General features: G+C 45.4%; 19 protein-coding genes. 14 read left to right on the top strand and 5 right to left on the bottom strand.

The window, feature by feature from the left end:
- Positions 1-28 precede the first annotated feature (28 nt).
- Positions 29-508, bottom strand: coding sequence for a YbaK/EbsC family protein (locus FKN16_RS00565; RefSeq protein WP_006742302.1), 480 nt, complete (start codon positions 506-508; stop codon positions 29-31).
- Positions 509-665: 157 nt separating this feature from the next.
- Between FKN16_RS00565 and FKN16_RS00560 the strand changes: the two genes are divergently transcribed.
- From FKN16_RS00560 to FKN16_RS00545, 4 genes are all read left to right on the top strand, one after another.
- Positions 666-2,207: a glutamate synthase-related protein gene (locus FKN16_RS00560; RefSeq protein WP_170901738.1), complete on the top strand. Its 1,542-nt coding sequence runs from the start codon at positions 666-668 to the stop codon at positions 2,205-2,207.
- 185 nt (positions 2,208-2,392) lie between these two features.
- A complete protein-coding gene (gene katG, locus FKN16_RS00555; RefSeq protein ID WP_170901737.1) occupies positions 2,393-4,564 on the top strand; it encodes a catalase/peroxidase HPI in 2,172 nt (723 codons plus the stop codon).
- 177 nt (positions 4,565-4,741) lie between these two features.
- The gene (locus FKN16_RS00550; RefSeq protein ID WP_006742299.1) at positions 4,742-5,194 is read left to right on the top strand and encodes an antitoxin Xre/MbcA/ParS toxin-binding domain-containing protein; all 453 of its coding nucleotides are present in this window, start codon (positions 4,742-4,744) and stop codon (positions 5,192-5,194) included.
- 1 nt (position 5,195) lies between these two features.
- Positions 5,196-5,666, top strand: coding sequence for an RES family NAD+ phosphorylase (locus tag FKN16_RS00545; protein ID WP_005376497.1), 471 nt, complete (start codon positions 5,196-5,198; stop codon positions 5,664-5,666).
- A 79-nt stretch (positions 5,667-5,745) separates the two neighbouring features.
- Here FKN16_RS00545 and FKN16_RS00540 read toward each other — a convergent pair whose 3' ends face one another.
- On the bottom strand, positions 5,746-7,596 hold the full coding sequence (locus tag FKN16_RS00540; protein ID WP_170901736.1) for an acyltransferase family protein: 1,851 nt from the start codon (positions 7,594-7,596) through the stop codon (positions 5,746-5,748).
- A 241-nt stretch (positions 7,597-7,837) separates the two neighbouring features.
- Between FKN16_RS00540 and FKN16_RS00535 the strand changes: the two genes are divergently transcribed.
- Complete coding sequence (locus tag FKN16_RS00535; protein WP_005498697.1) at positions 7,838-8,113, top strand: nitrogenase-stabilizing/protective protein NifW; 276 nt, start codon at positions 7,838-7,840, stop codon at positions 8,111-8,113.
- A 118-nt stretch (positions 8,114-8,231) separates the two neighbouring features.
- On the opposite strand, the gene FKN16_RS00530 is transcribed toward FKN16_RS00535, so the two are convergent.
- Both FKN16_RS00530 and gloA read right to left on the bottom strand, forming a co-directional pair.
- The gene (locus FKN16_RS00530) at positions 8,232-9,332 is read right to left on the bottom strand and encodes an alkene reductase (protein WP_170901735.1); all 1,101 of its coding nucleotides are present in this window, start codon (positions 9,330-9,332) and stop codon (positions 8,232-8,234) included.
- A gap of 11 nt (positions 9,333-9,343) precedes the next feature.
- Positions 9,344-9,730, bottom strand: a complete 387-nt coding sequence (gloA, locus tag FKN16_RS00525) for a lactoylglutathione lyase (protein ID WP_164665583.1) — start codon at positions 9,728-9,730, stop codon at positions 9,344-9,346.
- Between the two features lie 211 nt (positions 9,731-9,941).
- Between gloA and FKN16_RS00520 the strand changes: the two genes are divergently transcribed.
- Together FKN16_RS00520 and FKN16_RS00515 are read left to right on the top strand one after the other, a co-directional pair.
- Positions 9,942-10,370: a PaaI family thioesterase gene (locus FKN16_RS00520; RefSeq protein WP_170901734.1), complete on the top strand. Its 429-nt coding sequence runs from the start codon at positions 9,942-9,944 to the stop codon at positions 10,368-10,370.
- Between the two features lie 26 nt (positions 10,371-10,396).
- Positions 10,397-10,786, top strand: a complete 390-nt coding sequence (locus tag FKN16_RS00515; protein WP_170901733.1) for a MazG nucleotide pyrophosphohydrolase domain-containing protein — start codon at positions 10,397-10,399, stop codon at positions 10,784-10,786.
- Positions 10,787-10,831: 45 nt separating this feature from the next.
- Here FKN16_RS00515 and FKN16_RS00510 read toward each other — a convergent pair whose 3' ends face one another.
- A complete protein-coding gene (locus tag FKN16_RS00510; protein ID WP_005395202.1) occupies positions 10,832-11,707 on the bottom strand; it encodes a universal stress protein in 876 nt (291 codons plus the stop codon).
- Positions 11,708-11,919: 212 nt separating this feature from the next.
- Between FKN16_RS00510 and FKN16_RS00505 the strand changes: the two genes are divergently transcribed.
- The 7 genes from FKN16_RS00505 to def all read left to right on the top strand — a co-directional run bounded on the left by FKN16_RS00505 (position 11,920) and on the right by def (position 17,864).
- Positions 11,920-13,266: a magnesium transporter gene (locus FKN16_RS00505; protein ID WP_170901732.1), complete on the top strand. Its 1,347-nt coding sequence runs from the start codon at positions 11,920-11,922 to the stop codon at positions 13,264-13,266.
- 288 nt (positions 13,267-13,554) lie between these two features.
- On the top strand, positions 13,555-14,091 hold the full coding sequence (locus tag FKN16_RS00500) for an AAA family ATPase (RefSeq protein WP_170901731.1): 537 nt from the start codon (positions 13,555-13,557) through the stop codon (positions 14,089-14,091).
- Between the two features lie 113 nt (positions 14,092-14,204).
- A complete protein-coding gene (locus FKN16_RS00495) occupies positions 14,205-15,650 on the top strand; it encodes an N-acylglucosamine 2-epimerase (RefSeq protein WP_170901730.1) in 1,446 nt (481 codons plus the stop codon).
- 100 nt (positions 15,651-15,750) lie between these two features.
- Positions 15,751-16,002 carry a DUF2999 family protein gene (locus tag FKN16_RS00490; RefSeq protein ID WP_170901729.1) on the top strand — a complete coding sequence of 84 codons (252 nt, stop codon included), beginning with the start codon at positions 15,751-15,753 and terminating at the stop codon, positions 16,000-16,002.
- Between the two features lie 314 nt (positions 16,003-16,316).
- On the top strand, positions 16,317-16,646 hold the full coding sequence (locus tag FKN16_RS00485; RefSeq protein ID WP_080253353.1) for a YceK/YidQ family lipoprotein: 330 nt from the start codon (positions 16,317-16,319) through the stop codon (positions 16,644-16,646).
- Positions 16,647-16,678: 32 nt separating this feature from the next.
- On the top strand, positions 16,679-17,137 hold the full coding sequence (locus FKN16_RS00480; protein ID WP_170901728.1) for an ABZJ_00895 family protein: 459 nt from the start codon (positions 16,679-16,681) through the stop codon (positions 17,135-17,137).
- 220 nt (positions 17,138-17,357) lie between these two features.
- Positions 17,358-17,864 (top strand): peptide deformylase, encoded by a 507-nt coding sequence (def, locus tag FKN16_RS00475; protein ID WP_006742287.1) that lies wholly within the window; start codon positions 17,358-17,360, stop codon positions 17,862-17,864.
- Positions 17,865-17,905: the final 41 nt, after the last annotated feature.

Raw genomic sequence — 17,905 nt, 5'->3', positions numbered from 1 at the left:
CACGAAATGTCGACAGATTTTTGGAAGTTTAATGCAGAACTTCACTGCTGAATCTTAAGTATTTGCAGTCGTTCATTAGCTCTTTAAATGCCTTTCTATCTAGCTTAATCAGAGTTTCATGATCGCCGGCTTCAAGATAGACATGTTCCAAGTTTGCTAATCTTTCATCACAAACGGTCGACATGTGGTAAGGACTACCAATCGGTGGAATTGCGCCGTGCTCACAATCAGTGAAGAGTCGGTAAACCATACGCTCTTTCACCAAGTGGAAAGTAGCGTTAAATTCATCGTTTAATCTCGACAAACTGATTTTGTTGTTGGCAGGTAAGACCGCCATCATATGATGCCCTTCATGATCCTCAAGAATGACGCCTTTTGCGATATTCATTAAAGGCACACCTGCGGCAACACCACTTTGTAGCGAGCTATGACTGTGACTGTGATTCACGGTTTGAAAGTGAATGTTATGCTCAGTCAAATATTCATCTAATCGGGTTGCAATCGTCATATAGCCTCCACGTGTATGAGACCCATAAAGAGTATAGGTGAGGCAAGCGACAATCGCGTATTTTACTCTGGTTTCGCTGACGCTCTTTCCGCTCCTGTTCTACGCTTATTGCAAGCCAGCGAGAAAGCGTGGTTAACAATAATAAACAGGGGGCAACATGAACAAGCCAATCATCGCCGATAATAAGCCGATTAAAGTGAATCTAACCGAAGGGCAAGAATATTACTTTTGCCGATGTGGACGTTCTAAAAATCAACCTTATTGCGATGGGTCGCATTCGGGAACAGGCTTAAAGCCAATGAGCTTTACTGCGGAAAAAGATGAAGAAGCGTATCTCTGCCAGTGCAAGCATACCTCTAATGCCCCATTTTGTGATGGAACACATAAGCGTTTTTCTTCTGAGCAAGTCGGCAAAGAAGGCCCTGAGAAAAAACGAGAGAAAAGTGACAAACCGACTGCGTCCGCTACTCAAGAAGAACCAACCCTAGAGTTTATCCACCAATTAGCGAGAGAAGGGCTCTCTAAACTCGGTCATCATGGTCCGATGGCTGCAATGGGGGTTCCTAGGCATTTGCTACCACATTGGGATGCTATACAAATCATGGTGGCGCAAATGGCGACACAACCGTTGTTAGAAGACGTTCCCGTGTCTACCGAGTTGATTGTGGGGCCAAACGCGCGTAAGCCGCTCAAGCTCGCTATTCCTTTGTTGGTGTCGGACATGAGTTTTGGCGCACTTTCGGAAGAGGCGAAAATTGCGCTAGCAAAAGGTGCTGAGTTGGCAGGGACTGGGATTTGCTCCGGTGAAGGGGGGATGTTACCTGAAGAACAAGCTGCAAATTCGCGGTATTTCTATGAGCTTGCCAGTGCTCAGTTTGGCTACGATGAATCTAAGCTTCTTAATGTTCAGGCTTTTCATTTTAAAGGTGGGCAGGGCGCCAAAACAGGCACGGGTGGTCATCTTCCAGCAAATAAAAATGTGGGTAAGATCTCTCAGGTGAGAGGTATCCCCGAAGGCCAACCAGCAATCTCACCGCCAACATTTAAAGACCTTCATACTACTCACGATTTCAGAAAGTTTGCTGACAGAGTCCGTGGCATCACTGGCGGCATTCCAATTGGCTTTAAACTCAGTGCAAACCATATTGAGCAAGACATACAATTTGCGCTCGATGCGGGTGCCGATTACATCATCTTAGATGGTCGCGGTGGTGGCACGGGCGCGGCGCCAACTATGTTCCGTGATCATATTAGCGTGCCAACCATTCCTGCGCTAGCTCGTGCGCGTAAGTACTTAGATGAAAAAGGCGCAAGTGACCGCGTCACATTAATCATCACTGGTGGGTTGCGAGTTCCTATGGATTTTGTCAAAGCGTTGGCACTTGGGGCAGACGGAGTGGCGATAGCCAACAGTGCGATGCAATCGATCGGTTGCGTCGCGGCCCGGATTTGTAACACCAATAATTGCCCTGCGGGGATCGCAACGCAAAATGCCGATTTGAGGCAGCGTCTCGATATCGAAAAATCATCTCAGCAACTGAAAAATTTCTTCGAATCCTCGGTCGAGCTCATGCAAGTTATGGCAAGGGCATGTGGTCACCACGCTCTGAATGAATTTAGTCGCCATGATTTAGCGACCTGGGATCACAACATGGCGAGGCTGTCTGGAATCAAGTATTCAGGTATGGACTTAAACTGATCTCTATCCATATTTTCTGCATATAGGTACATGTTTGATAACAATTATTTATTAGCCGAGATATGGAAATTTTGACTTGGCGTTAACTAAAAATTCAGTGTATGAACTACGCTGTTTGAGGTGGATATTAGATTTGTTGAATAACAAAGAGTGGTTACCACAACCACGATACGAAGGAGCATTATATGAGCAACACAAACGGCGGTTCGGTAGGTAAATGTCCAGTTATGCATGGTGGGCAAACATCTACAGATAAGTCGGTGATGGATTGGTGGCCGAATGCCTTAAACTTAGACATCCTGCATCAACACGACTCCAAAACCAACCCATTTGGCCAGGACTTTAATTACAAAGAAGAACTGAAAAAGCTAGATGTCGAAGCACTTAAAAAAGACTTAAAAGACTTAATGACTGATAGCCAAGACTGGTGGCCTGCCGACTGGGGACATTACGGCGGTTTAATGATCCGAATGGCATGGCACGCCGCGGGTAGTTATCGTATCGCGGATGGACGTGGCGGCGCTGCGACAGGCAACCAGCGTTTTGCTCCTCTTAACTCTTGGCCAGATAACGCAAACCTCGATAAGGCTCGCCGCCTTTTATGGCCCATCAAGAAAAAATATGGCAACAAATTAAGTTGGGCCGATCTGATTGTCCTTGCCGGTAACATGGCGTATGAATCCATGGGCTTTAAGACCTTTGGTTTTGGCTTTGGGCGAGAAGACATTTGGCATCCCGAAAAAGACACCTACTGGGGTTCCGAGCAAGAATGGTTAGCCACAAGTGACGCTGATAACAGCCGCTATTCTGGTGAGCGAGATTTAGAAAATCCACTTGCCGCAGTAATGATGGGGCTTATCTACGTGAACCCAGAAGGGGTGGACGGGAACCCAGATCCTCTCAAAACAGCACATGACATGCGTGTGACCTTTGCGCGAATGGCAATGAACGATGAAGAAACTGTCGCGCTCACAGCGGGTGGTCACACGGTCGGTAAGTGTCATGGTAATGGTGATGCCGCAAACCTTGGTCCAGAGCCCGAAGCCGCAGACGTTCATGAACAAGGTCTTGGCTGGATTAACCACAAAATACGTGGTATTGGACGTGACACGGTAACGAGCGGTATTGAAGGTGCTTGGACGACACACCCTACACAATGGGACTACGGATACTTCCACCTACTATTTAAGTACGATTGGGAACTGAAGAAGAGCCCAGCAGGTGCGTGGCAGTGGGAGCCAATCGACATTGAAGAAGAAGACAAGCCTGTCGATGTTGAAGACGGTTCTAAGCGCTACAATCCAATCATGACTGACGCCGATATGGCGCTCAAAATGGACCCTGAATATCGCAAGATTGCAGAAAAGTTCCAAAATGACCCAGCGTACTTTGATGACGTTTTTGCTCGTGCCTGGTTTAAGTTGACACACCGCGATCTAGGACCAAAATCATGTTATTTCGGACCTGATGTGCCAAGCGAAGATCTTATTTGGCAAGACCCAACCCCTGCAGGTAAGACAGACTACGATGTCGATTTAGTGAAAACAAAAATCGAAGCAAGTGGCCTATCCATTAGTGAGCTAGTAAGTACGGCGTGGGATAGTGCGCGTACTTACCGTGGCTCTGATCGCCGAGGCGGCGCAAATGGTGCGAGAATTCGTTTGGCTCCGCAAAAAGATTGGCAAGGAAACGAGCCAGAGCGTCTAAGTCGTGTTCTTGCTGTGCTAGAAAAAATAGCAGCAGAAGAGGGCTGTAGTGTTGCTGACGCTATCGTGCTTGCTGGTAATGTAGGTATTGAACTGGCTGCGCGTGCCGCAGGTCATGATGTTTCCGTACCATTCGCGCCAGGCCGAGGTGATGCCACTCAAGAGATGACGGATGTTGAATCGTTCGAAGTTCTTGAGCCTGTTGCTGACGGTTTCCGAAATTGGTTGAAGAAAGACTACGCGGTTAAGCCGGAAGAGCTTTTATTAGATCGTGCTCAGCTTATGGGGCTAACGGCGCCAGAAATGACGGTACTTATCGGTGGTATGCGCGTTTTAGGCAGTAACTACGGCGGTGGAAAAGAGGGCGTATTTACTGACCGAGTCGGCACTTTGTCGAATGATTTCTTCGTGAACCTTACTGACATGTCATATATGTGGCAACCGGTAAGTGCTAATCAGTACGAAATCCGTGATCGTAAAACAGACCAAGTGAAATGGACGGCGACTCGAGTGGATCTTGTCTTTGGCTCAAACTCGATTCTACGTTCGTACGCGGAAGTGTATGCGCAAGATGATAATCAGGAAAAATTCATCCACGATTTCATCGCTGCATGGACGAAAGTCATGAACGCCGACCGTTTTGACTTGTAGTAAGTGAAACGATGCAAATCGGTAGATGCGTAAACAAAGTTGATGAATAAGTAAGAGAGGCGGGCGCAAAGCTCGCCTTTTTCTTTACCTGTCTTTTTACTTTGATTGTTACTTTGATTGAAAGTTGAGCTCATTTGAACCATAATAACTAGACCATATGAACCATAGGAGCTTGATATGGCAACTGCAGCATTAAAAAGCTTTAAGCCGAAACAATCTCATAAAGCCAATTTCTGGCTTATGCTAGGTATTGAAGATGCTGAAACGGGTCGTATTGATGCGGTTCACAAAGGCTTTGAGCCCAAGGTATACCGGAACATTGTTGATCGAGTAAAGCTTTCTCAAAGTGAATTCCAACATGTGACACTGATTCCTGTTAGTACAATTAAGCGTCGTCTTAAAAATGATGAGCGTTTTAATACTCAAGAGAGTGATGCAATCTATCGATTAGCGATGTTATTGAAACTCGCGACAGAGTTGTTTGACGACGAAGAGCGCGCGTTAAAATGGATGAGAGAGAATGTGTACGGCTTAGGTGGAAAAAGGCCGCTAGACATGGTCTCGACCACAGTGGATTTTGAAATCGTAAAAGATTTGATCGGCCGTTTAGAGCACGGGGTGTTCTCGTAATATGAAGCTCTATCGTCTCACACAAAAGAAATTTGCTGACACGCCATTCAGCCCCGTTGGCGCAAAGTTGTTTGGAGGGCGATGGAACTCAAAAGGAACCGAAGCCCTCTACTTCTCTGAATCGGAATCCCTTTGCTCGTTGGAAGTGTTTGTTCACGTAAATAACGATCCAGCTATCACCAAACTGTACGATTTATATCGTATTGAGATGCCCGAATATCTCATCGCCACCTTAGATGAAGAAGATCTCCCTGTGACGTGGCGAGCAATACCGGCGAGCGAGTCTACACAGTACATAGGTGACCAGTTTCTCAATGATCCTCATCCTGAGTTTGCCGCGCTGCAAGTGCCTTCAACGATTTCACCTCGTGATAAAAACTACGTGGTGAACCCAAATCATCCCAAAATGAAAGAGATCATCAAGAAAGCCGAAAAGCTCGATTTCGCGTTTGACCCACGCATTTTCAAATAAACGCGCTGGCTTTCCTCGCTTTAAAATATTCAGCGCTTACCTGAGATAAGCGCTGAAGCATAAAAGTTTATTCTCTTGGTTATTGTCGGTCGTAAGTGAACTGTTGCGCTTCATTCGCACTGCTGTGGTAATGCCCAAGCACCAACTCAGCACCTTTGTAAGATAAATGGCTGTCATCGGTATACATGGCGTTGTTCGCACCAACTTTCATTCGACATACGCCATTTCTGCAAATGGCATCGGTCAAGTCGACAAACTCAACGTGCTCAAATTGATCAAAGTAGTTCACTAACTTCGCCACGTTTTGAGGGTGATGTCGCTTGGGAGAGAAATCGCATGCGGACTCTTCCGTCTCGCCAAACAAACGCGCTTTCCAAAGGCATTCACCCACCGCAAACGGTGCAGAAGGGGTTGGGCCGAAAACGACCACTTCTTTCCCTTCCAGTTCATTTAACAAACCAGTCAATGATGCCTCATAATCTGCTTGTGAAAGCTCTTTATTGAAGTTGGAAGAGATAACGACGCGACGAATAGAAGGGGTACGCAAAATGGTATCGACTGCCTGTTTGAAGAACTGTCGGCAAGAAATTGAGCCAGCAGCTTCGAGGATGTCGACATAACCGACTGCACAGGAATCTTGAGTAAGTTGCACCACGCCAGTTGGTGTTACTTCGGACAGACGCTTTACGTAAACCATGCTGTGGCTATTACCTAACACAGCGATGGTGGGCTGCGGCGCAGACGAGCACACATCGTTAACGTCGGTGTTGCCGTTGCAATCTAAACCGTAACCGTTGTTAACGCGCATGGCCTCGAAAAATGCACTTCTTTCTGGAAAACCACCGTTTTGATGACCAATAACGCCGAACGTCAGCAAGGGCAGCGTCAGCAACACAACAACCGCAGACACAGTGCGCATGCTCATGGCTTTTCGGCTGCGGAACGGCTTTTCCACAAAGCGCCAAGTGAAGTAAGACAGTACAAAAAGAGCGGCAATGTAAAGCGAGATATTGACGTCTTGAGTTGCGTCCAGCATGTAGCGGTAAAACACAAATAGCGGAATATGCCACAAGTACAAGCTGTAGCTGATTAAGCCGACGAACACGACCCATTTTAGGCTCAGTAATCTACCGCAGACATTGTCTTTAGAGGCAAACAAAATCACCAACGCGCTACCGATGACCGGCACCAGCAGCGTAATGCCCGCGCCATCTTGCGATTTTTCAAACAAAAGCGCGGAAGCCAATATCAAAACGATGCCAATGGTTGCCAGCGTATCGTTGGATTGAACTTGAGCTTTTCTCATTACTAAGGCGAGTAATGAACCGGTTGCCAGCTCCCAAGCACGAGAGAAGATCATGTAGAAGGCGAAATCAGGATCGTTGCTCGCATAGACAATAGTCATCAAACTCAGCGCAAATACCGCGATGAAAAAAGTCAGGTAAAACGCGTTTTTGCCACGAGCGAGTAGCATGAGTAGCAAAGGAATGACAATGTAGTATTGTTCTTCAACGCCCAAGCTCCAAGTGTGAAACAGCGGATTGGCTTGATCTTCTAAACCGAAGTAATTGTGGCCTTTTAAATACAGAAGAATGTTGGATGAAGAAAGAATAGAAGACACTGCGAACTGACCAACGTCTTTGTGTGCTTGTGGCAAAAATAGCCACCAAGACATCAAATAGCTTACGGCAATCACCACCAGTAGCAGGGGAAGTATGCGGCGAATGCGTCGCTCATAAAAATCACCGAGGTTGAACTTCTGGTTTTCCAAATCGTTAATCACGATGGTGGTGATCAAATAGCCACTGATAACAAAAAATACGTCGACGCCAATAAAGCCACCAGCGAACTGCTCAACTCCTGCATGAAACAAAATCACTAACGTGACAGCAATCGCCCTTAATCCGTCTACTTCCGCTCTATAAGTCATATCGTGTCCCTCCAACATTCCGTTTAACGAAGTAGAGCAAAATATGAACCAGAAATAATATTGTTTTAAATCAGATTCTTAAGGTGATTGTCAAAATTAAAAGGCTGGGGGAAATAACGAATTCCCAAATTGAATTTCAATATGGAAATCCCAGAAAGAGTGATGTTAAGAAGCGCTAAATCAAAGAACGTAAAGCGCGAGGCTCTTAGACTTCATTGAAAATGATAACGCTAAAGAAACAATGACAGAGAATACGATTCAGGAAAAAATTGCCAGCTTTACTTGTATCGAAGAAGCGTTGGATTACTTCGAAATCGAGTTTGATAGCCGATTTATCGAAAACAATCGAACCGAGTTGGTTAAGAGGTTTAACGGCTACTTAATCCTCACTAAACCGGATGATTGGTTTTCAGGCCGCCGCGCACTGAAAAATGCCTACTGTAAAGTACAACGCAGTTTACTAAGTAAAACGACGCGCTCTGCGTGCCGAGGTTGTACATCTTGTCAAAGACGTTAACCCTTGGTGGCTTGCCTAAAAAGAACCCTGCATCTTGGCCTCACAGGGGGAAGAGCAAGGTTCTTTTGGGTTAGCTATTGGTTTGTCGCGAGTTGCGAATCAGCTTTACGTAGATGAATTAACCCGCGTGATACGCAGGGTAGTCCACTAAACCTTTTTCACCGCCGCCGAACAATGTGGCAGGGTCATGTTCTGCCAGTGGATAGCCATGCTTGATGCGGCTTGGTAAGTCTGGGTTTGCAACAAACGGACGACCAAAACCGATCATGTCGGCTAAACCACTTTCAATCGCGTGTTGCGCCTTTTCTGCGTTGTAACGACCGGCATAGATCAGTGTGCCTTTATACGCCTCACGAACTGCGGTTTTAAAGTCATGCGGAGTGTCAGGCGCGTCATCCCAATCCACTTCTGCAATGTGAATGTAAACCACATTGAGTTTATCAAGCAGCGCAGCAGCAGCGGTGTAGGTGTCGACAGGTGTGCTATCAACGGTGCCGTTTAACGAAGTGAATGGTGCAAGGCGAACACCAACACGCTCTGCGCCAATGGCTTGCGTCATCGCTTCGACCACTTCACCAAGAAAACGCAGACGGTTTTCAGTTGAGCCGCCGTATTCATCAGTGCGGTTGTTCGCTTCAGAATCGATAAACTGGTTAACCAAGTAGCCATTTGCTGCGTGAAGTTCGACACCATCAAACCCAGCTTTTATCGCGTTTAATGCGGCTTGGCGGTATTCTTCAATAACATTCTTGATGTCTTGCTTGGTCATTTCACGCGGCTCAACCACGTCGACAAAGCCAGGTTCGTCAGTGCCATTGTCGATAAATACTTTCACGTTTTCTGCTTTGAGCGCAGAAGAAGAAATAGGTTGCTCGCCGCCGATGTTGTCAGGGTGAGTCACACGACCAACGTGCCATAATTGCGCGAAGATAACGCCGCCTTTCTCGTGCACTGCATCAGTTACTTTTTTCCAGCCAGCAATTTGTTCTGGGCTATAAATACCCGGTGTCCACGCGTAGCCTTGACCCATTGGTGAAATTTGCGTGCCTTCAGCAACAATTAATCCCGCTTCGGCGCGTTGAGCGTAGTAGGTCGCCATCATGTCGTTAGCGACATTACCCGGTTGAGAGGCTCGAGAGCGCGTCATCGGAGGCATAACGATGCGGTTTTTTAATGAGAGAGAGCCAAGTTGAATCGGTTGAAATAATGCGTCTATCATAGGAAACCTCGTTATTGTTTAGTTTGAATCAGTTCGATTGGGTAGCCGTCGGGATCTTTAATGAAGGCGATGTGCGTTTCTCCTCCTTTCATTGGACCGGGTTCGCGAGTGACGTTGCCACCAAGCGCTTTGATTTGTTCGCAAGCTGCGTAAATGTCTTCACACCCAAGCGCCATGTGTCCGAATGCGTTACCTAAGTCGTAACTGCCGGCATCCCAGTTATAAGTTAGCTCGATGGTCGCGCCATCTGGTTGATCAGGGCTACCAACAAACACCAGTGAGTAACGGTATTCTTGGTTTTCAAAACGATCCAAAACGCTCATTCCCAGAACGTTTGTATAAAATTCGATAGATTTGTCTAGGTCAACAACACGGATCATCGTGTGGAGAAACTTCATAAGTCGCCTTTCATAACGTTGCGTAATCACGATGCAAACCTTATCGCCACTCTAAATAAACTGGAAATTATCGTTAATTATGAAAATGATTATTTAACTTTATGGATAATGAGGTTGTTGGCCCTACAACGTGCAAACAAAGATTACTCGCCGTTTCTTTTTAATAATTGGCATATGCTAATTACTCCTTTTTACAAGCCGAGTACTTAACATGTCCGCAAATAGTCACTTTCATTCCACTCACGAAGCTCATTATCAATGTGCGGTTTGTTCTTCCATCGATGCGAATCCGAACTCTTTGGCTGTGAACTACCAGTGTCTAGCCGATGGTTCTGTTGTCGGAGAGTTTCACGTTTTACCTCGTCATCAAGGTTACACAGACCTGTTGCATGGTGGCATTGCGAGTTCGCTGCTCGATGGTGCAATGACACACTGTTTGTTATTTAGAAACATTCAAGCCCTTACAGCGCAGTTGGATGTGCGCTACCATGCACCTATTGAGCTAGATGAGCACGTCACGATTACTGCACACTGTGAAGGTGAACGCCGCGGTATATATCAATTGGTGGCTCAATTGCTGGTCAATAATGAAGTTAGAGTGACGGCAAAAGGGAAGTTTATTCGTCCTAAAGAGGCGTAAATAAAAACTCGTTCTACGGAGAGATAATGAAGAAATTTGATGAGTTGTACGCAATTGCGACGAGAAAATCTCAATATGACCAAACCAACACTTGGTTTAAAGGCGTAGAGACTTATCTGGAGGCCATTGGCAAAGAAGTCGATGAAGTCCGTGAAGAGATTCGTGAGGACCGCCTTTGTCATTTGGAAGACGAGTTAGGCGATGTGTTGTGGAACTATCTTAACGTATTAAAAGCGTTGGAAAGAGAAAAGGGTATAGATCCTGAGAAAGTACTCGAAAGAGCCTGCAACAAATACGATCAGCGTGTATCTGCGATTGAATCGGGACGCAGTTGGGATGAGGTTAAACAGCAGCAGAAACAAGCCTTGAACGCGGAACATGAAGCCGCGCAGTTAGAGGCCATGAAGAGCCAATAACTGCGCGTGATATTATTTAAGACGCGGCGGAATGGGGAAGCCTGATCAATCCTTCGTGCTATTGACCAACAGCAGGTCACAAGGCGGTTGATCAAGTAACGTGTCTACAGTGCTGCCAGACCAAAATTGGGATGACATGCTTCGCTTACACGCGCCCATAATCAGAATTGCCGCTTGTGATTGCTTAACTGCTTTTGGTAACGCCGTTTCAGGGTTTCCTTCTGGCAGCAGTAGTGGTACTCGAGTTAACTTTTGCGCAGTAATAAAGTCCGTAATGCCTGCTTTTTGGTTGCTCAAAATCTCTGCACGATAGCGAGACAGATAAGGTGCAACGTAGCGGCAGTAAACTAACGTCATTTTTCCGCTCAAGGTTTTTTCTAGCTTTGAGCCTCGCGATACGATGGCTTTATCTACGACCGACTTTGCATCTCCGCGATGAAGCGGATCTATCGCGCAAAGCATGTTGGCGTGAGAAGGCCATGAACGCTCACTTAATAGCAATAAATCACAATCGTTTTTTGCTAGCTCGGTGAGTAAGGTTTGAATGTCGTGCTTGTTAAAATGCCCCACGAGCAGTAAATCTGTGTGGTCGACAAGCCGTTTCGCGACTTGAGCAATCCAATGACTCCCTTTGAAATGCTCGTAAGAGAGTGTTGGCGTTTCAACTTCCTCTTCTTCACAAAGTTCGATAACGAAGTCTTTAAATTTTGATGTCCAAGCTTCAAACTCAGCTTGTCTCTTTTCTATATGGTCAGAGTTGAAACTAAGGAAATGCGCGAACGCGTGATCTTCACTTCGGCGGTGATCTTCCACCAATACCACGATGGGTTGAGCCAGCGCTGTCGCAAACTGAATCACTTTACGAAGCACCTTACGACTTGGTAAGGCGGCTTGCTGAGTCAGAAAAAATACTGGTGCCATTGATTACTCCATTATCAAACGAGGCAAATGCGCCTAATGCACACTAAAAGTTTATACCATCCCCTTATGCAAAGACGTTCTGTTTCTGCGAGCAAAATATAAATTCCGCAATTGTGCGCGCCATTGCCTAGAATTTTAACATCAGGATCTCATGCCTTTAGGTAATAGACATCGTGTTGACACTAACGTGATGCCCAAGGAAATCGGTGACAATGATGATAGATTCCAGCCAATTACAAATTAATCGCAAAGTGCCTCATTTGCTTGCCGAGATCATTAAAGCGATAGAGTCGACCGAAGACCTCAGTTTTTTGAAAGACTATCAGGAAGCGCAAATCGCGAACATTTTGGAGTCGGTCAACATTGCTTATCGTAAACGCGTGATAGAAGCGGTGCCGCCAGAGAAGTACTGGACGGTATTAAATTTGCTGCGATACGACACCGCCAAGCACATTCATCAATCACTCAACAAAGAGCTGCAACATGAACGCTTAGCGTACATCACGGATTCGGAACTGATCATCTTTGCAGACTTTCTGCCGACCGAGTTTGTGGATGAGTACCTTATCGACCAAAGCGAAGAGTCGGTCGCGCACATTCAACAAGCGCTGTCGTATGAAGATAACAAAGTGGGAAGATATGCCGAGCCGAATTTTTTGGTCGCAAATCCTAAAAACAGCGTAGGAGGCATCAAAACCGAGTTGTTAAAACGTGGACAAAGCCCGGTGCGATTGATCATTGTGCGCGATGTCGGAGGCGTTATTGGGACGATAGAACCTCAAACCCTGTTGCTGCATGAGAACCATACCAAACTCACAGACTTGACCGTGGTCACGCCAATTCTGGAAGATATCCAAACGATTCAAAGCGTCAGTAAACAGGTCTCGATTGATGGTGGCGCGCATTGGTTTCCTATCATGGCTGGTGGCAAAATTATGGGCGTTTTGTCGATGGCGACCATCGCGATTACTTTGCGTGAACTCAGCTTACAAGCTGTAGTGGCAGAAAACGTACGAAGCGAAGAGGATTTGTTTACACCATTAACTGTGGCGACAAGGCTAAGAGTACTTTGGTTGGTGATTAACTTGCTGACCGCTTTTGTTGCCTCTGCAATCATTGGTATTTTTGATAATGTGGTCGAGCAAGTCGTTGCGCTTGCGATCTTAATGCCCGTGGTGGCGAGTATGGGCGGCATCGCAGGTAGCCAAACCTTAGCGGTGGCCATTCGGGGTATCGCACTCAACCATTTGCACCAAAGTAACTTGAAGCTATTGGTGAATAAGGAATTAAAAATCGCCACCATTAATGGCTTGATCATGGGATTAGTCATCGCGGGTGTCGTCTACATGGTGTTTGACTCTTGGCCATTGGCGCTTATTATCTGCTGCGCAATTTTTCTCAATAGTCTGGCGGCTGCGGCATCGGGTACGCTGATACCATTCACGTTGAAGAAGTTTAACATTGACCCCGCCGTAGCTGGCTCGGTAGTATTAACAACCGTTACCGATGTCGTCGGTTTCTTTGCGTTCTTGGGCTTAGGTGCCATCTTCTTGATATAGAAAGCCAATTGACGCGTTAACCTGATGATCCAATCTCTCCATTTTCCAACCCAATTTTTGGGCAAGTTTGTTTCGCTCAAAATTCCTCCGCTTTTCATAAACACTGAACACGCAGTTTAAGCTTTCATTTCATCAATATTTTTCACTGCTCATTTCTATCCCAAAACTTTCCACTGCCGATCTCGCTTAACGCTGGCGTGCCAAATTACAATTTCTAACGCCAGATCATGCCAATTATCTTGGCTGTACACGCATTACTTCACTCAAACAAAAAATAAGGAAAAGATTTTGAACAAACTCATCGTATTCACTGGTGGTCCCGGTGCAGGAAAAACCTCGGTAATCGAACAACTAAAAACACAAGGCTTTATCTGCTCGCCAGAAACAGGTCGTCACGTAATACAAAGGCAGGTTACTAATCACGGTTCAGCATTACCTTGGAATGACAAACAAGCCTTTCGAGACGAAATGATGAAGGCAGAAGTGAGCAATTACCGAGCTTTCAATGTCCGCCAAGGGGACGTGTTTTTTGATCGCAGTATTGTGGACGTATATGGCTACAGCAAGTTGGAACAATTGCCAATCTCGCATGAGCTCATCACGCATTGCCAGACGCTTCGTTATCATTCTCAAGTGTTCATTTTTCCACCGTGGTCGTCGATATTCAGCAACGATGAAGAGCGAAAGCAAGATTTTTCTGAAGCGGTCGCCACGCATAAACAGATGGTCAACGCTTATCACAAGTTTGGTTATCAATTGATCGAAGTGCCCAAAATGTCAGTCGAAGACAGAGTGGCGTTTATTCTCGACTCAGTCATCGAATAAGGCAGACAGATGAATAATGCAAACAAATGCGTAAGGCGATTGTGACCACGACGACAATATGCGTAAAGGGAGTTATTTATACTGGATAAAATTCAATAACTTAATTGAGCATTATGTCTTTTAAATATCTTACCTTATTGCTCGCAACGACGAGCATGAACAGCTTTGCTGATGTGGAGCTGCCTTCGGGGGATGATTGGTTAAACCATGTGACGAATGGCCTAGCCCCATATTGGATGATGGAAAGCGCGCATGGGCAACCTGCGGGGAATTTTCCGACATTTCGTTGTGATAACGGTGTCATTCTCGACCCACAAAAGCCGTGTGAAGAATTAAACAAAGGGTGGATTAGCCCGCACTTCGATCGCGAATACACACGCATGAAATCGCGCCAAACTTACGCTTATGGCGTGCTTTTTCATCTTACGGGTGACAAACAAGCATTAGAGCTGGCAAAGAAAGGGGCTTATTACCTGATTGATCATCTACAAGATGAGAAAAACGGCGGCTTCGTGAGCTTTACGCGTAGTGGAAAACCGGGGATGGAGTGGCAACAGCGAACTTCTCAAGACCATGCTTACGCCTTGGTGGGCTTGGCGATGTACTACTACTTGACGCAAGATCCAAAGGTTGAACAAGCACTTATCGACCAGCAAGCGTTTATATTTAAACAATACCGACGAAGCGATGATCGCGGTCTGGCGTGGGTTTTGAAAGATGGTGATGGAGAAAGTGAGAAGCAGCAAGAGTTAGTCGCTCAACTTGACCAAATCAATGGCTACCTGTTGTTAACGGCGCCACTTTTACCAGAACCAGCGCAAGCCAAGTGGAAACAAGATCTGGAGTGGCTGACGCAAGTGATGCTGGATAACTACCACTCCGACAAAGAGCAGCGCTTTTATGGCGCGATACACCACAAAGCGGTAATGATGCCAGATGCGAAGCACAATGATTTTGGACACACCATCAAAGCGTATTGGATGACGTATCTCACTGGTCAGTTGTTGGAGAATTCCAATTGGACAGAGTTTGGTTTCAAAGGAATGAAACATACGCTTAAACAAGCGCAATACCAGCAAAACTTTGAGCAAGTCAAAGCGTTCTTCTCGCCAGAATGGCAGAGTAAATGGACGCAAGAGAGCATTCCTGCTTGGCAATCAAGACCGCACAAACACTATAGCTCGTCTTGGGAATGGGCAGAACTCGATCAAGCGGCGATGACGGTTTCTCTTGTCGATGGTTCGATGAAAGAAACGCTTCAATACACGTTACCCACCTTTATGGACGCGTGGGTGGATCATCAGTACGGAGGTGTTGGTCTGAATCCTAAATCAACCAAAACGTTCCATTGGGGAAATGGTTACCACCAGTTTGAACATGCGTTGGTCGGATATTTGTACTCGCAACAAATGGCAAAACAGCCCGCCAAGCTTTACTACGCGCGACCAGCCGATAGTAAAATGCCACTTAATCCATATTACTTTAACGCGGATATAAAAGCGCTTTCATCGCAAAGTGATGGAGTCACTACCGCAACGTTCACCAATATTCGACCATAACTTGGTCGATGGTGGTGTGGTGGTTAAAGTCTGCGTGCAAACTAACAAAACCCAATGGTAAACTGCGGGTCTGTTTTACATAGTATTTAAAGGTAATTTGATGAACCCGATTCTTGCGATGTTGAAAGAAAACAATATTAGCGACGAGCAAATCAACGAGCTATTTCAGGCGTTAACTCAAAACCCTCTGGCTGCAATGGCAACTATCAGCCAACTAGGTCTGCCACAAGATCAGCTTCAAGCGTTAATGGCGCAGGTAATGCAAAACCCTGTACTGATTAAAGAAGCAGTGGAAGAGCTGCGCCTAGACTTCTCCAAAGTAGTAGAAGCCAAAGCGAAGCTACAGCAGTAATCGAGTTTTCGATAAAAACAAAAGCCGCCAGAGCCAAATGGTTCTGGCGGCTTTTTTACATCAGATGAAAGGTACGCGACTCCAACGGGAAAGCGAATAGGTTGAGCTTAACTTGGTGCTTGCATAAAAAATTAAGTGCGATTCTAGTCACGTCGCATGAACTCACGGGTGCTATTGGAAATAAATGAATTGTTTCTAATACATAGAACGTATTAACATGGTTGCACTAGGCCCATATGAGTAAATTCATTGAATATACAATTTGAGAGAGGGTTTAGTTTTAAAAAATAATAGTTAGTTGGAATCTAGGTTAAATGAAAATAAATATATTTAAAAAGCTACAAGTTGTATTTCTTGTGGTGTCAGCATCTTTAATGGTGGGGTGTTCGTCTATAGATGCGCATGCTGGTGGCGGATACGGAAAGCCGTTTTCAGGCACAGCGTTATCAGTCGCACGACAACCTTGCTATTTAAGATCTGATATTACTTCCATCGCGTTATACCCACTTTCATTGATTGACATCCCTTTGTCGTTAGCAACGGACGTTGTGTTTCTTCCTGTTGATTTAGTCATGGTAGCTACACCCACAACGAGTTATGGCGGTGTTGTTTCTCTAGGTTGTCCAAGCGGCAGCATGATCTAACACGCTTATTTTATTCAAATAAATGGAAGGAAATGAAAGTGGAATCGAAAAATAATTACTCAACAGAAAACAACGCTCCCTCGGTGCTCTTTGTAACGTCGCTTTTGTGTTTAGCATCAGTTTGTTTGGCCATACTGCTATTTATTATTGAGTACATTTCTGGAATGGAAATGAACGGTGTCGGCTTTCTTGGGACGTTAATACCAGCGATGAGTGTAGGATATTATTTTGGCTATAAAACAGGGAATATAATGTCTTCGACAACGAGATGGTATTCAGTGCTGCTTTGGAATTTATCGAGCTTAGTGGTGTTTTCTCTCATCTTAATGTTTTTGGGCATCTCTATATTTGAACTGATAGCGGAACTAGGCTGGTTCAGTATTATTATCGTTGTATTAACGTTAATAACCGTTTGTCTCGGGTACTTTATTTTCAAGAGTGGTGAAAAAATGGCGATTAAGGTTTTGCTAAAAGCGCAAAAGAGTGCGTAACTCACAAATAACGAACGCTTAAAGATAGATACGTAAAAAAGACGCCAGCCATATCGTGCTGGCGTTATTGTTTTCTCTTTCTTTTTGCCTCTTTGGTCTCAAGCAAAATCGAATGTTTTAGACGAAACGGTCTTTCCACGAAAACTCAACATGTTTATGTCTGCCGAAACGTGTGTATAATTCGCCGGAAATTACGATTTACAGATAACGAAAGGTAAGTATGGCAGTCCTCGAAATTCTCTCCATTCCAGACCCAAGACTTAAAGTAAAAGCAGAAAAAGTCACTGATGTATCGACAGTACAAACGTTGATCGACGATATGCTAGAAACACTTTACGCAACGGGCAATGGCATCGGTTTAGCTTCAACCCAAGTTGGTAGAAAAGAGGCGGTTGTTGTCATCGATATCTCTGACGAACGCAATGATCCTTTAATCTTAGTCAACCCAGAAGTTGTGAGCGGAGAAAACAAAGCGCTTGGTCAAGAAGGGTGCCTATCTGTTCCCGAATACTACGCCGATGTAGAGCGTTACACATCAGTTGTTGTGTCTGCACTAGACCGTGATGGTAACCCGATGACAATCGAGAGCGATGAGTTCTTGGCGATTGTGATGCAGCACGAAATCGACCACTTATCTGGTAACTTGTTCATTGATTATCTTTCACCGTTAAAGCAAAAAATGGCGATGAAAAAAGTGAAGAAGTACGTAAAGGCGCAAGCTAAGTAATATGAGAGGAAGTAACTCACAACCGCGAGTTGCTTCCTTTT

Source organism: Vibrio sp. 11-4(1) (genome assembly GCF_013048625.1).
Classification (GTDB): domain Bacteria; phylum Pseudomonadota; class Gammaproteobacteria; order Enterobacterales; family Vibrionaceae; genus Vibrio; species Vibrio diabolicus.
The sequence above is the reverse complement of the archived record's forward strand: the minus strand, read 5'-3'. Positions and strand labels throughout refer to the sequence as shown.

Bases quoted from the DNA above. Each gene is read 5' to 3' on its own strand.
- FKN16_RS00545 (WP_005376497.1), top strand. From the start codon at position 5,196: ATGAAGCTCTATCGTCTCACACAAAAGAAATTTGCTGACACGCCATTC.
- katG (WP_170901737.1), top strand. From the start codon at position 2,393: ATGAGCAACACAAACGGCGGTTCGGTAGGTAAATGTCCAGTTATGCAT.
- FKN16_RS00480 (WP_170901728.1), top strand. From the start codon at position 16,679: ATGAAAGTGGAATCGAAAAATAATTACTCAACAGAAAACAACGCTCCC.
- FKN16_RS00530 (WP_170901735.1), bottom strand. From the start codon at position 9,332: ATGATAGACGCATTATTTCAACCGATTCAACTTGGCTCTCTCTCATTA.
- FKN16_RS00565 (WP_006742302.1), bottom strand. From the start codon at position 508: ATGACGATTGCAACCCGATTAGATGAATATTTGACTGAGCATAACATT.
- FKN16_RS00560 (WP_170901738.1), top strand. From the start codon at position 666: ATGAACAAGCCAATCATCGCCGATAATAAGCCGATTAAAGTGAATCTA.
- FKN16_RS00535 (WP_005498697.1), top strand. From the start codon at position 7,838: ATGACAGAGAATACGATTCAGGAAAAAATTGCCAGCTTTACTTGTATC.
- FKN16_RS00505 (WP_170901732.1), top strand. From the start codon at position 11,920: ATGATGATAGATTCCAGCCAATTACAAATTAATCGCAAAGTGCCTCAT.
- FKN16_RS00520 (WP_170901734.1), top strand. From the start codon at position 9,942: ATGTCCGCAAATAGTCACTTTCATTCCACTCACGAAGCTCATTATCAA.
- FKN16_RS00490 (WP_170901729.1), top strand. From the start codon at position 15,751: ATGAACCCGATTCTTGCGATGTTGAAAGAAAACAATATTAGCGACGAG.
- FKN16_RS00515 (WP_170901733.1), top strand. From the start codon at position 10,397: ATGAAGAAATTTGATGAGTTGTACGCAATTGCGACGAGAAAATCTCAA.
- def (WP_006742287.1), top strand. From the start codon at position 17,358: ATGGCAGTCCTCGAAATTCTCTCCATTCCAGACCCAAGACTTAAAGTA.
- gloA (WP_164665583.1), bottom strand. From the start codon at position 9,730: ATGAAGTTTCTCCACACGATGATCCGTGTTGTTGACCTAGACAAATCT.
- FKN16_RS00485 (WP_080253353.1), top strand. From the start codon at position 16,317: ATGAAAATAAATATATTTAAAAAGCTACAAGTTGTATTTCTTGTGGTG.
- FKN16_RS00510 (WP_005395202.1), bottom strand. From the start codon at position 11,707: ATGGCACCAGTATTTTTTCTGACTCAGCAAGCCGCCTTACCAAGTCGT.
- FKN16_RS00550 (WP_006742299.1), top strand. From the start codon at position 4,742: ATGGCAACTGCAGCATTAAAAAGCTTTAAGCCGAAACAATCTCATAAA.
- FKN16_RS00540 (WP_170901736.1), bottom strand. From the start codon at position 7,596: ATGACTTATAGAGCGGAAGTAGACGGATTAAGGGCGATTGCTGTCACG.
- FKN16_RS00495 (WP_170901730.1), top strand. From the start codon at position 14,205: ATGTCTTTTAAATATCTTACCTTATTGCTCGCAACGACGAGCATGAAC.